16 protein-coding genes are annotated in these 12193 nt (G+C 39.9%); 6 read left to right on the top strand and 10 right to left on the bottom strand.

Annotated features, from left to right (window positions below; translation table 11 throughout):
* The first annotated feature begins 9 nt into the window (after window positions 1-9).
* The 3 genes from QI031_RS07220 (at window position 10) to QI031_RS07210 (ending at window position 1136) form a co-directional block, all read left to right on the top strand.
* On the top strand, window positions 10-477 hold the full coding sequence (locus tag QI031_RS07220; protein WP_281484510.1) for a PIN domain-containing protein: 468 nt from the start codon (window positions 10-12) through the stop codon (window positions 475-477).
* 174 nt (window positions 478-651) lie between these two features.
* A complete protein-coding gene (locus QI031_RS07215) occupies window positions 652-966 on the top strand; it encodes a hypothetical protein (RefSeq protein ID WP_281484509.1) in 315 nt (104 codons plus the stop codon).
* Between the two features lie 20 nt (window positions 967-986).
* Window positions 987-1136, top strand: coding sequence for a hypothetical protein (locus QI031_RS07210; protein WP_281484508.1), 150 nt, complete (start codon window positions 987-989; stop codon window positions 1134-1136).
* Window positions 1137-1349: 213 nt separating this feature from the next.
* Here QI031_RS07210 and QI031_RS07205 read toward each other — a convergent pair whose 3' ends face one another.
* Both QI031_RS07205 and QI031_RS07200 read right to left on the bottom strand, forming a co-directional pair.
* Entirely contained in the window at window positions 1350-1613 is a 264-nt protein-coding gene (locus QI031_RS07205) for a type II toxin-antitoxin system RelE family toxin (protein ID WP_281484507.1), read from the bottom strand.
* Entirely contained in the window at window positions 1613-1858 is a 246-nt protein-coding gene (locus tag QI031_RS07200) for a hypothetical protein (RefSeq protein ID WP_281484506.1), read from the bottom strand. Before QI031_RS07200 ends, QI031_RS07205 begins: the two co-directional genes overlap by 1 nt.
* Before the next feature lie 683 nt (window positions 1859-2541).
* Here QI031_RS07200 and QI031_RS07195 point away from each other — a divergent pair.
* Window positions 2542-2925 carry a hypothetical protein gene (locus QI031_RS07195; protein WP_281484505.1) on the top strand — a complete coding sequence of 128 codons (384 nt, stop codon included), beginning with the start codon at window positions 2542-2544 and terminating at the stop codon, window positions 2923-2925.
* Between the two features lie 187 nt (window positions 2926-3112).
* On the opposite strand, the gene QI031_RS07190 is transcribed toward QI031_RS07195, so the two are convergent.
* From QI031_RS07190 to QI031_RS07175, 4 genes are all read right to left on the bottom strand, one after another.
* Window positions 3113-3913 (bottom strand): PD-(D/E)XK nuclease family protein, encoded by an 801-nt coding sequence (locus QI031_RS07190; RefSeq protein WP_281484504.1) that lies wholly within the window; start codon window positions 3911-3913, stop codon window positions 3113-3115.
* Window positions 3914-4026: 113 nt separating this feature from the next.
* A complete protein-coding gene (locus tag QI031_RS07185) occupies window positions 4027-4245 on the bottom strand; it encodes a hypothetical protein (protein WP_281484503.1) in 219 nt (72 codons plus the stop codon).
* Between the two features lie 114 nt (window positions 4246-4359).
* Window positions 4360-4602, bottom strand: a complete 243-nt coding sequence (locus QI031_RS07180) for a hypothetical protein (protein WP_281484502.1) — start codon at window positions 4600-4602, stop codon at window positions 4360-4362.
* Window positions 4603-4627: 25 nt separating this feature from the next.
* The gene (locus QI031_RS07175) at window positions 4628-4870 is read right to left on the bottom strand and encodes a hypothetical protein (protein ID WP_281484501.1); all 243 of its coding nucleotides are present in this window, start codon (window positions 4868-4870) and stop codon (window positions 4628-4630) included.
* Window positions 4871-5167: 297 nt separating this feature from the next.
* On the opposite strand from QI031_RS07175, the gene QI031_RS07170 reads away from it, so the two are divergent.
* The gene (locus QI031_RS07170; protein WP_281484500.1) at window positions 5168-8704 is read left to right on the top strand and encodes a WD40 domain-containing protein; all 3537 of its coding nucleotides are present in this window, start codon (window positions 5168-5170) and stop codon (window positions 8702-8704) included.
* A gap of 189 nt (window positions 8705-8893) precedes the next feature.
* Here the strand turns inward: QI031_RS07170 and QI031_RS07165 are convergent, their stop codons facing one another.
* The 3 genes from QI031_RS07165 to QI031_RS07155 form a co-directional block, all read right to left on the bottom strand.
* A complete protein-coding gene (locus QI031_RS07165) occupies window positions 8894-9097 on the bottom strand; it encodes a hypothetical protein (RefSeq protein ID WP_281484499.1) in 204 nt (67 codons plus the stop codon).
* Window positions 9098-9107: 10 nt separating this feature from the next.
* A complete protein-coding gene (gene def, locus QI031_RS07160; RefSeq protein WP_281484498.1) occupies window positions 9108-9671 on the bottom strand; it encodes a peptide deformylase in 564 nt (187 codons plus the stop codon).
* 108 nt (window positions 9672-9779) lie between these two features.
* Complete coding sequence (locus QI031_RS07155; RefSeq protein ID WP_281484497.1) at window positions 9780-10394, bottom strand: adenylate kinase family protein; 615 nt, start codon at window positions 10392-10394, stop codon at window positions 9780-9782.
* A gap of 555 nt (window positions 10395-10949) precedes the next feature.
* Between QI031_RS07155 and QI031_RS07150 the strand changes: the two genes are divergently transcribed.
* Window positions 10950-11486 (top strand): P-loop NTPase family protein, encoded by a 537-nt coding sequence (locus QI031_RS07150; RefSeq protein ID WP_281484496.1) that lies wholly within the window; start codon window positions 10950-10952, stop codon window positions 11484-11486.
* 131 nt (window positions 11487-11617) lie between these two features.
* Here the strand turns inward: QI031_RS07150 and QI031_RS07145 are convergent, their stop codons facing one another.
* Complete coding sequence (locus QI031_RS07145; protein WP_281484495.1) at window positions 11618-12190, bottom strand: deoxycytidylate deaminase; 573 nt, start codon at window positions 12188-12190, stop codon at window positions 11618-11620.
* Window positions 12191-12193 lie beyond the last annotated feature (3 nt).

Genomic DNA, 12193 nt, shown 5'->3' with positions numbered 1-12193 from the left:
CGATGGGTTGTGAATACTTCTCCATTGATTGTACTGACTAAGATTAATCAAGTTAATTTGCTGTTTGAACTTTGCGATCAAGTTATTATTCCTAGTGGCGTTGTTCAAGAAATCTGTATTGCACCGGATAATGATCCTGCAAAACTCTGGATTTTGAATGCAGGAACTAGCTATATTCAAGATGTGGAACAAGTCGATCCGGTGATTGCTGCATGGGGTCTTGGTTTGGGAGAAAGTCACGTTCTCTCGTGGATTTATCACCATCCTGGTTCTGAAGCAATTTTAGATGACCGCGTTGCAAAAACTGCGGCACTTGCTTTAGAGATTCCTGTGCGGGGAACTCTGGGTGTGATTCTACTTGCTAAACGGGAAGGAAAGGTACCAGCAGCTAGACCGATTTTCACACAACTGGTTAAGGTTGGTTTTAGAGTCAGTACACAAGTTGTAGAGTCAGCACTGAAACTTGTTGGTGAGTAGTTTATTTACTGACGAGCGATCGCATTCCGACGGTATTTGTGATGCAGGCGGAATTTTTGGGCGATTTAGGAAATTATAGAGTTTGGGCGATCGCAATTCATTAGAACTATCTGGAATTTTCCAGTTAGGATAAAAATCTTGTAGGGAGTAATGTGGCACTAGAGTTTGAATGGGATGAAAACAAAGCTACAGCTAGAGAACGAAGCACCTATGAACAACAATAATTCTCATGTTGAAACCCCAGATAACGATATGCTACCTGAATACGATTTTACAGGTGGTGTGCGGGGAAAACATCATCAAGATTATCGACAAGGACATACGGTAACAATTCATCAAGCAGATGGCACAACCGTAGTACAGTACTTGACAATGCCAGAAGGTGCAATCATGCTCGATCCAGATGTTCGAGAATTTTTTCCGAATGCAGAAGCAGTAAATCACGCACTACGTACACTCATTCATCTAATTCCTCAAAAAAAAAGTTAGTTAGGGACATAACAATCCACTTGCTGTTTGACGCTTTTGTGATGCAGGCGGGATTTGTGGACTTACAGCATTGGGATTTGGGGAATGCGATCGCCTTCTCCATTCTCAAAAGTATTGAGTGCGATCGCTTCTCGGCAAAATGCGATCGCTCAACTTATTCCTCAATCTAAGTACTTAAAAATACCGCATTGCATAAATGCGGTATGAATTGAGCTTGTTCACCAATAGTAAACCTAAATTTCTTGCACCTTTGCGCGAAACAAAATTCATCCCATTAATCAGCAACGCCAAAAATACCACCTGGGTTATGGTTAATTAGTGTGCCAATATCGGTAATGGTTGCCAAGGCTGATACTCCTAAGTGTCTCCTACTAAATTTAACGTTAACTTTTTCTATAAACATCTTTCCGATGCTTACACTGCAAAATCTGTACTAGCTGACTTTCATCGTCAACCTCATAACGGACTCTGTAATTACCTATACGGATACGATACTCGTTATCAGCACCTTTTAACTTGACAACTCCATCGGGACGCGGTTTTGCAGCTAGATTTTGAATTTTCTCAATCACACGCAGGGTAATATCTTCAGTTAAATTATCAATCTGCTTTTGTACCGATCTTGAAATAACGACTGTATAACTCATTATCTCTGCTCTGAGCGGTTAGCAAGATATTCATCTATAGTCACGGACTCACCATCTTTATACTCAGCGCGAACACCTTCAATTTCTGCGAGTGTTTCTGCATCGTCTTCGTACAACGCTTCTTCGGCTTCAAAAATTTGTTGCTCAATTAGTTCTTGAAGTTGACGTTTTTCTTGTAAATCAAGAGAAGATATTGCTTCTGCTAATGCTTCTAAGGAGAGTTGTAGTTTAACAATGGCTGGCATTTTTCTCCTACTGGGTGTTTTTTTCTCACGTTTTAACACCATTATGCTGATTTTAACAGTTATATTTTTGTCAAGCCGAAAGTTTTTAGGTTTTGATTTTTCTAGAGAATATTAGGCGATCGCCTACGCAGCCAATGTTATTGTCAAACATATTGGAAATAGATCATTAAAACCCTGTAGATGTTGGGTTTCACTACCCTTCGGGAAGCCACCTTTCGGGTGTCTACGTTCTACCCAACCTACGCCTACGACTATCGCTGTCAACGTTGCTGAAGCAACTGCTAACTTTACCTTTCATTAGCAACAGTACCTCATACATAGAGAACTTTAACTGATTTGTGACGAACGACGTAAGGTTTCTTATTAATGCCACCTTATACATAGAAAACCTTAACTAATTTGTGACGAACAACGCAGAGTTTCTTATTAACGCTACCTCATACATAGAAAACCTCAACCCATTGGTGATCAATGTGTTGATTTTATGTGCTGAGATGTTGTCATAGGCGGTTAATAGTTGCGTTTTCTTTGGTGAGTTGCAACTACTAGCAGCTTAAGCATAATTACATATTTTTCAAAAAATGCTTTGTTAATTAAAACACTAATTTTTGTGATTTACCCTGAGCCAGATTACAGCTTGTTTAAGACAAGCTAACACTAGAACCTTTATTAGGAGTAAATCTATGCCTCGCGCAAAGCGCACATCTCGCGTTCTGGCAAAAGCTCAACTCAGAGCTTCTGGACTTAAAGCTATTGATCCAAATATAGATTTTGGTGATGCTAATAGCTTGCAAAATATGATACAACAAATTGAACAGTTAACTGCTAAACTCGATACTCATAATACCGCCCTAGCTGTGATTGATGCTTCTAGAACTGATATTGAACTGCTAGAAAAAAACTTGAGTACCTTGTCTGAAAAAATGCTGCTGGCAGTTGCGGTAAAATACGGCAAAGACAGCCGTGAGTATGAAATGGCTGGTGGTGTTCGTAAAAGCGATCGCATCCGTAGAAGCACCCTTAGCCGTTTGAAAGCGGTTGCAGAAGAAAATGCTAAAAGTGCGTAGAACTATTATGTAGTTAACAACTACGCGATCGCATAATTTTATCTAAAAATATTACGGGGCATTAAACATTGATGATTCTTCCTTATGCCCCATACTTCGGCTACGCCCTTCGGCTGCGCTCAGGCTAAACTCAGTACAAGTTCTCTATGCCCTATGCCCAAAATCCTATCCCAGGGGATAGGATTTTTTATATTGATACTTCTTGGATGTTGTCAAGACTAGGCAACAAATCTTTTACTATTTCTTCGGTGACTTGTGTGCGATCGCATCGTGTGGCAAATTGACAATAATTACAAGCTTTACTACCTATTCGTACTTGCGGAAATTGCTTGTTATGTTGATAAGCTTCTAGCCAATTAGTTAACTGACTCAACAGTTGATTAAGTTCTTTTGCCGTTTCTTCGTGCTGGCGAGTATTGTAATTGAATTTAGTATTTTTTGGTTTGCCTTGCGATTGCACAAACCAATAAGTCATAGAAATATTTTCTGGCAAGTATTGACTCGTTTCAGCCAACACATACAAATAAAGTCGCGTTTGCCAGTTCTGCTCTAACTTGCGTTTATTTGGTGGTTGAGGATAAGTTTTCCAGTCGAGAATCTGTGCCTGTTGGTGAGTGGCAATTAATAAATCGTAGACAACAATTAGTAAATAATCTTGAACTTGTAGAGTACGGTAGTGTTCGCTTTCGCGGAAAGTTTGGTTATTAGTTACAGGCGTTAAAATTTCTGGTGCAGCATTAGCAAAGGCCGTCATCCAGGTTTGTAGTTGAGTATCCGTGGCTAAAAAACTATCAATTGGCAAACCCATTTCTTGTTGCTGCATTAGCAAGTGAAAGCGACTACCTAAAGTCTGCTTTTGTTCATGTTCGGGGTCTGAGGGGGAATGCAGCTTTTCTAGATAAGTGTGTTGGAATTTACGCGGACAAGTTGCTAGTAAATTGAGATGTCCTTGAGACAGTCGTAAGAGTTGAGTAGGAGTTGAGACCATGATTATATTTTAGAAGCGATCGCCAAGATATAACTCACCTGTTGGAGTCTATCCATAAAAATTATGTACTGGATAACACATTTTATAGATAGCCTCCAAAACTGCTATCTCAACTAGTTTTGGTCTTGCTCATCTTGATCAGGGAAGTGTTTTGTTTTTTGGGTAGACTTACTACAGCCAAAGCTATAAGCCATCGCTATTTTCACAATGTCAAAATAAGCAGGATGATTGTCTTTATTAACGATTGCTAAAGAGATTGACCCTGCGATTAAAATAACTAAAATTGGCGATAGATTTTCTCCGTCAGAACCGTTACTTTTGTGCTTTGACATGATATAATCTCCTAGTTAGTGGGAAACCTCTGGCTAAGTGCAAGTTAGCCAAAGGTGACTAAATTCGTCATGGGTATCTAATAGCAAACTTTCTGCTGATGAGTGGGGTAAAAATTAACCCCAAGACTCAATCATCATGGCGATCGCAAACAAACAAAACAAAAATACTGCAATCCTGAAAAACCATGTCCATAGTTCTAAGGATTGCAGTAATTTAATCATGAAGACAATATTGAAAGCATGAGAGACAACAAAAGCGATCGCACAACCAAGTAAAGCTAGTAAAAAGTACTTAAGTCCCTTACTTGCCCACTTTAAAAGTCGGTTTTGTTTATTTTTAAGCTCTGTTTTCATCATTTTTGTCCTGTTTTTGAGAGTTGAATTAAAAGCACAAACGCACCATCAACTGCTCTAAAGAAGGAGCAAATGCCCACGGCGTTGCTCCTAGTGAGTCAAGGCACGTAGCAGTTCCATCAAACTTAAGTAAAGTTTGCATGGTAACAATAGTTGTCTTAGTATTTGCAGATGGTGAAAATGATTGTCTTAGATCAATTACAAGGTGAAACAAGAAATTTAAATTAGGTGCTTCATGCCCGTAATGATGTAGAACGGAAATTACGTGCATCAACCCCTAAACGGTTAATTAACGGTTTTAGCCTTAAGCTTACCTCTTATTCACGAAGTTTCTTTCAAGTTGATCGTAACTTTTCTCACTAAGTTACTGGAATAAGCATAATATACAAGTAAGTTACTAGTCAAGATGTAACAAGGCAGGCTTAGGCAAAAATTACCTGCAAAGAGCCTAAAATAGGTGTTTTACTCTAAAATAATAGTCATCAAACTTTGACAGATTTATATTCTCACATAGTGAGATAACATTGGGAATGTAGTTTTTATCAGTGTCAATGTGAGTGGTGTGAGTATGAGCGTCGTTCCTGAAGACTTTCTGTTAAACTTAGCGCAAGAACGGAGCTTATCTAGTAGTGAGCTAGAGGTAGCATTGTTTGCTATCCAAGGCAAATCACCCAATCTGACCGCGAAAGAATTGGGTATTAGCGCCCAAGCTGTACGCAAAAGATTAAGCGAAGTATATAAAAAATTTCAAGTCAGTGGTACTGGTCCCGGAAAACTCACTAAGTTACAGCAAGTTATCGCTAGTGAATATCAAGAAAACATCAAACCTATAATTCATAAGCGCCAAGATTGGGGACAAGCGCCTGAAATGCGTGTTTTCTATGGAAGAATTGCCGAACTGTCCCGATTGAAGAAATGGATTGTCCAAGATAGTTACAGACTTGTGGGAATCTTGGGCATGGGGGGAATTGGTAAAACTGCTTTGTCTGTAAAATTGGCAGACGAAGTCACAAAGCATTTTGAGTATTTGATTTGGCGAAGCCTCCGCAATGCTCCACCTATTGAAGAATTATTAGCGAACTTCATCAGATTTGTATCTGATGATCTGGAAAAGGATTTACCAGAAACCTTAGACGATCAAATCACGCTGCTAATTAATTATTTACGAAAGCATCGGTGTCTTTTAGTACTGGATAATGTAGAGACAATTATGCAAGGTGGCGATGCCTACAGTAACGACATCGCTCTACGCGCCGGATATTATAAACAAGAATACGAAGGTTACGGTCAACTAATTAGACGCATTGCAGAAGAACCTCATAAAAGTTGCTTGGTTTTGACTTCTAGAGAAAAGCCACAAGAACTTGCGTCATTAGAAGGTGAAACATCACTAATTAGAACCCTTTCTTTAACTGGTTTAGGAGAAATAGAAGGACAAGAAATTCTTAAAGATAAAGGTCTATTTGGTTCAAAACAAGATTGGACAAAGCTGATTGAGAATTATTCAGGCAATCCTTTAGCATTAAAGTTAGTTTCTGAGCCAATTCGAGAGCTATTTAGTGGTGATATTGCCGCTTTTTTGGAAGCAGGAGAAATAATTTTTGGTGATACTCGTAATTTATTAGATCAACAGTTTGAACGTTTATCAGCGATAGAACAAGACTTTATGTATTGGCTTGCAATCAAACGTGAGGCAGTTTCGCTAGAAAACTTACTAGATAGTATTGTCAGTCCTTTATCAAAAAGGCAATTATTGGAAGCGCTAGCATCTCTACGGCGACGATTTTTGATTGAGAAAAATGCTGCACTGTTTACACTGCAACCTGTAGTCATGGAATACATGACTGAGCGGCTGGTTGAAGAGGTGTGTCAAGAAATTGTCAAAGATAAAATCAAACTATTCATGAGTCATGCTTTGATTGAAGCTACGGCAAAAGATTTTATTAAGAATGCACAAATAAACCTCATACTTAAACCAGTTATTAATAGATTATTAACTATTTTTTTCATTCCTCAAAACATTGAATATCAGCTAGCTCAAATTTTAGCGAAATTGCAAGGAAAATTTCCACCCGAACCAGGATATGCTGGCGGAAATATTCTCAATATACTTTGTCAGCTACAGGCTAATTTAAGCGTCTATGACTTTTCTTGTCTCAATGTTTGGCAAGCAAATTTACAAGATGTCAATTTACATCATGTCAATTTTGCTGATGCTGATCTAACTAAATCAGTTTTTTCTGAAAACTTGATTTATATTTCATCGGTGGCATTTAGCCCAGATGGAAAAATTTTAGCTACAGGTGATGCTGATGGTCAGACTTACTTATGGCAAGTTGAAGATAGAAAACTACTGTTTACTTGTACTGGACACAGCATCTGGGTGAGGTCAGTAGCTTTCAGCCCTGATGGTCAAATTTTGGCTAGTGGTAGTGATGACCAAACAATCAAATTATGGGATGTCCACACAGGTAATTGCCTGAAAACTTTGCAAGGACATACTAATTGGGTGAGGTCAGTAGCTTTTAGTCCTGATGGTCAAACTTTGGCTAGTGGTAGTGAAGACCAAACAATCAAATTATGGGATGTCCACACAGGTAATTGCTTTAAAACATTAGAGGAAAATACTAATCGGGTGAGGTCAGTAGCTTTTAGTCCTGATGGTCAGATTTTGGCTAGCGGTAGTGAAAAGCAAACAATCAAATTATGGGATGTCCACACAGGCGAGTGTCTGAAAACTTTACAAAAGCATAGCAGTTGGGTGAGGTCAGTGGCATTTAGTCCTAATGGTCAAATTTTAGCTAGCGGTAGTGACGACCAAACAGTCAAATTATGGGATGTTTACACAGGTGAGTCTTTTAGAACTTTGCAAGGGCATACCAATCGAGTATGGTCAGTAGCATTTAGTCCTGATGGTCAAATTTTAGCTAGCGGTAGTGACGACCAAACAGTCAAATTATGGGATGTCCATACAGGTCAGTGTCTTAAAACCTTAAAGGGGCATACCTACCGGGTTAAGTCAGTGGCATTTAGTCCCGATGATCAAACTGTAGCGAGTGGTAGTGAAAACCAAACAGTCAAATTATGGGATGTCCATACAGGTCAGTGTCTGAAAACTTTTCAGGGAAATAGCAATCGGGTCAGGACAGTAGCATTTAGCCCTAATGGTCAAATTTTAGCTAGTGGTAGTGAACAGCAAACAGTCAAGTTATCGGATGTCCACACGGGTAAGTGTCTCAAAATTTTGCAGGGACATAATAGTTGGGTGAGGTCATTAGCATTCAGCCCTGATAGTCAAACTTTAGCCAGTGGTAGTGAAAACCAAACAGTCAAGTTATGGGATGTCCACAGGGGTAATTGTCTGCAAATCTTGCGCGGTCATAGCAGTCGCATTAGGATAGTAGCATTCAGTCCCGATGGTCAAACTTTAGCCAGTGGCAGTGATGACCAACTAATCAAGTTATGGGATGTCCACACAGGTGAATTTCTCAAAACATTGAAAGGACATACTAGTTGGGTGAGGTCAATAGCTTTCAGTCCTGATGGTCGAACTTTGGCTAGTGGTAGTGAACACCAAAGGGTAAGGTTATGGGATATCCACACAAGCAAGTGTCTGAAAATTTTGCGTGGTCATGGTAATCGAGTCAGGTCAGTAGCTTTCAGTCCCAATGGTCAAACTTTAGCTAGTGGCTGTGACGATCAAACAGTGAGGTTATGGGATGTCAAGACAGGTGAATGCCTGTTAATTTTAAAAGAACATACTAATCGGATCTGGTCATTGGCTTTTAGTCCCAATGGTCAAACTTTAGCTAGTGGCTGTGAAGACCAAACAGTGAAGTTATGGGATGTCAACACAGGTCAGTGTTTATTAACCTTGCAGGGTGCTAGTTGGGTCAGATCAGTGACCTTCAGTGCAGATGGTAAAACTGTGGTTAGTGGTAGTCAAGATGAGACGATCAAGGTTTGGGATGTAGTGACGGGGCAATGTTCAAAAACACTAAGACCGCCCAGACCTTATGAAGGAATGAATATTACAGGAGTAACAGGGTTAACAGTAGCTCAGAAAAACACTTTACTGGCTTTAGGGGCTGTGGAAAAGGAATAGTTTTAGGGCGTGGGGCATGGGGCATAGGGCATGGGGCATGGGGCATGGGGCATTGGGCATAGAGAAGATAACTTGCTTGTTGCTGTAGTGTCTTTGAGAAGAGAAGGGCAGAAAATATAAAAATAAAAGGTAAAAGAATGAATTTTGCCTTTTTTCTTCATCCTTTTACCTTTTTTATGTACCTGATGCTTACTTCATGTTAGCCCGTGCGTCCCTCACTGCGGCAAAGAAAAATAATCCTGTAAGTGGAATGCTCAATCCTAGGATAATTGCAGTTGCTAAAACGCCTAAATCTGGTTCTCCGTAACTTAGTTCAAAAATTGAACCTACCGCTGCGATCGCAGTTACACAAGAACCACCTAAAAACAAACCGCTTTTTGGAGTTAAATACACTACTAGCCCCCTATGCTACTGGTTTCACTGCCTGATACGAGAAGCCATTTTTAGATAACTCCTGTGCCAAAGTCAAGGAATTTTCTACACGGTCTACAAATACTACTCCGTTAAGGTGATCCATCTCGTGTTGAATACAGCGGCTTAACAAGTCATTAGCTTTTAATGTCCGGGGGCGACCATATTCATCTTTGTAGGCAATTTCTACGGCTTCGGGACGCTTGACATCGATATAAACATTGGGAATGCTCAAACAGCCTTCTTGAGCAACGCAAACTTCTTTGCTCACTTGTTTAATGGTGGGGTTAATCAACACTAGTGGCTGATTAGCAGCGTTATCGGGTTCGCAGTCGATGACAATTAATTGTTTGTGGATTGCCACTTGAGGAGCAGCCAAACCAATGCCATCCTTGCTGTACATTGTTTGTAGCATTTCGCGTATCAATTGACGAAGTTCGTCATCTACTTTGCTAATACGCTTTGCCGCTTGACGTAGCACGCGATCGCCTAGATAGTGCAGTTCTAAAGGCGGATTTTTTAATTTTTTCTTCTCTACAGCAATTTCAGAGGGCATGGTTATTGATGGCTAGATTGTGAAAATTCCTACTAATCTCATTCTATCAATCTCGTCAGTAGTCATTCAGATACCATTAAATCAGTTATCACTGTTTACTGTTCACTGTTAAGGAGCTAAGAGCAATGTTAAAATGTTTTGCTGTACCATGTCTGGTAACTGATCACCGTTAATAGTCAACAGACGACGGCGACGGTCGTAATATTCTAAGATGGGAACAGTGCGATCGTAAAAAACTTCTACCCGACGCTGCACGATTTCGGGTTGATCATCGGGACGCGATCGCCCTAAAGAACGGCTAACCATGACTGCTTCTGGTACTTGTAAATAAATTGCCCAGTTTAACTCTTGCCCTAATTTGTCCAATAAAAAATCTAATTCTTCGGCTTGGAAGGCAGTGCGAGGATAACCCTCTAACACCCAACCACAATTGATATCAGGTCTTGTTAGCCGCAACCGAATCAAGTCAATCATCATTTCGTCTGGGACTAACTCTCCTTTTGCTATATAAGGTTGTGCATGACGACCTAAATCGTTAACGTTAGCAAAGCCGTTATTGTATTGCAAAGGAGAATTAACAGGATAAAATAGCAACTTATTGTCAGACATTGCTTCTCGCAAAATCTCACCCGTGGAAATCTGAGGAATATCCAAATGGCTACAAAGTCTTTGTGCTTGAGTGCTTTTCCCTGACCCTGAGCCTCCCAGAATCACCAATCTCACAAACTTTACTCCTCATTAGTAAAAATAATCACACCATAATATTGTTCTGCCCAATATTGAGTGGGTATTTAACACATAGCTATTTTCATCTTTAACCTCTAGATTTGGAAAATATATTAAATTACCAATTACGTATTTTCATTGTTATGACTAGTTTCATGCAAAAAACAAAAATGTCAATATCACTTATGGGACTTACGCAATAACTCCCTAAAACCCTCTTAACTTCGTGTTCTTTGTCTTGAAAAGTTGTTCATGGGGGAAACCACGCCAGTTCCTTCAACGGGGGGAACCCCCGCAACGGACTGGCTCCCCAAGACCACACTTTTCGCTGCGTCCTTGGCGGTAGCCTACGGCAAGCCCTTCGGTCTACGTTTTTCCATTTGTCCCATATCACTTACTCTTGACTTCAGCACAAATCTAGTGTTTGACTAATAAAGCAGATTTTCACATATACTACAGTCGTCTAAAGCAGCATTGACTATACAGTTAGATTTGCAATAGCTATTCTCTGTAAACCTATTTAATTTTTTGTAATTTTTTGAACTTCCCACTATGGTTGCACAGTTAGAAACCCCCAATGTCAATTCGACTCTTAGCTTACCCCATCCAGTTGAAGGACTAGTACAGGTTTTCACTAGCCAGCACCGTAACTTTTTTACGAGTGTTATGGCTCAAGCACTGAGAATTGCTGGACAAGGTACACCAGTTTTAGTAGTGCAGTTCCTCAAAGGCGGTATCAATCAAGGACAAGAGCGACCAATTCAGTTAGGACAAAATTTAGATTGGATTCGCTGCGATTTACCTCGCTGCATTGATACACCACATTTAGATGAAGCGGAAAATCAAGCTTTACAAAAATTGTGGCAATATACACAACATATAGTGTATGAAGGTAAGTATTCTCTCGTTGTTTTAGATGAATTAAGTTTAGCGATTAACTTTGGTTTAGTTGCGGAAGCTGAAGTTTTAAATTTTTTAACAAAGCGTCCTCCTCAGGTTGATATCATTCTTACAGGGCCAGAAATGCCAAAAACTCTGCTAGATGTAGCAGATCAAATTACAGAGATCCGTCGTAGCCATCGACCTTAAATCATTTATCAATTACCAGTTATCAGTTATCACAGTTTCAGTCAGGGTTAAATCCTCAAATGAAACCTACCACTTGTTAAAAGTCAAAGACTTCAACCCAAGATAGATACATTACTGATAACTGTTAACCGTTAGAGTTCATGAACACACCTTGCTGTTCTAGCAACAGATGTCGGATTGAGGAGAAATTGAGCAGCTTGTTGTGCGGTTACTTGAGATAAATGAATCTGTTTGAGGGCGACTAAACCTTCATTGACAAAGGAATCTCTCACTAAGACTTTCTCACCGCTATTGAAAGAAGTTTCATAAAACACTTCCTTAATCCCTGCGGAGATAATTAATTTTAAACAAGACAAACAAGGTTCTAGGGTAACGTAAATACTTGCACCATCTGTAGAAGTTCCATGCTTTGCAGCTTGGGCGATCGCATTTGCTTCTGCGTGTACAGCCCTTGATGGTAAAGTCTTACTAGCATCACAGCTATTTAACCCTGGATAACAGTATCCCTGAGCCGTACAGTGAGCCGAACCCGATGGTGAGCCATTATAACCTGTTGCTACCACCTGCTTGTTTTTTACAATCACAGCACCCACAGGAAAGGCTAAACACGTTGACCGAGTTGCTGCAAGTTTAGCCAACATTAAAAAGTATTCATCCCATGTTGGCCTTTGATGGCTTTCATTGGCTAAGGAAGTATCTTGCATAAT

This window comes from Halotia branconii CENA392 (assembly GCF_029953635.1).
GTDB lineage: Bacteria > Cyanobacteriota > Cyanobacteriia > Cyanobacteriales > Nostocaceae > Halotia > Halotia branconii.
The sequence above is the reverse complement of the archived record's forward strand: the minus strand, read 5'-3'. Positions and strand labels throughout refer to the sequence as shown.

What these genes read in the sequence shown, in the direction of transcription:
- QI031_RS07215 (WP_281484509.1), top strand. Translation starts at nt 652, where the DNA reads ATGAAAACAAAGCTACAGCTAGAGAACGAAGCACCTATGAACAACAAT.
- QI031_RS07205 (WP_281484507.1), bottom strand. Translation starts at nt 1,613, where the DNA reads ATGAGTTATACAGTCGTTATTTCAAGATCGGTACAAAAGCAGATTGAT.
- QI031_RS07200 (WP_281484506.1), bottom strand. Translation starts at nt 1,858, where the DNA reads ATGCCAGCCATTGTTAAACTACAACTCTCCTTAGAAGCATTAGCAGAA.
- QI031_RS07195 (WP_281484505.1), top strand. Translation starts at nt 2,542, where the DNA reads ATGCCTCGCGCAAAGCGCACATCTCGCGTTCTGGCAAAAGCTCAACTC.
- QI031_RS07190 (WP_281484504.1), bottom strand. Translation starts at nt 3,913, where the DNA reads ATGGTCTCAACTCCTACTCAACTCTTACGACTGTCTCAAGGACATCTC.
- QI031_RS07185 (WP_281484503.1), bottom strand. Translation starts at nt 4,245, where the DNA reads ATGTCAAAGCACAAAAGTAACGGTTCTGACGGAGAAAATCTATCGCCA.
- QI031_RS07180 (WP_281484502.1), bottom strand. Translation starts at nt 4,602, where the DNA reads ATGATGAAAACAGAGCTTAAAAATAAACAAAACCGACTTTTAAAGTGG.
- QI031_RS07175 (WP_281484501.1), bottom strand. Translation starts at nt 4,870, where the DNA reads ATGCACGTAATTTCCGTTCTACATCATTACGGGCATGAAGCACCTAAT.
- QI031_RS07170 (WP_281484500.1), top strand. Translation starts at nt 5,168, where the DNA reads ATGAGCGTCGTTCCTGAAGACTTTCTGTTAAACTTAGCGCAAGAACGG.
- def (WP_281484498.1), bottom strand. Translation starts at nt 9,671, where the DNA reads ATGCCCTCTGAAATTGCTGTAGAGAAGAAAAAATTAAAAAATCCGCCT.
- QI031_RS07150 (WP_281484496.1), top strand. Translation starts at nt 10,950, where the DNA reads ATGGTTGCACAGTTAGAAACCCCCAATGTCAATTCGACTCTTAGCTTA.
- QI031_RS07145 (WP_281484495.1), bottom strand. Translation starts at nt 12,190, where the DNA reads ATGCAAGATACTTCCTTAGCCAATGAAAGCCATCAAAGGCCAACATGG.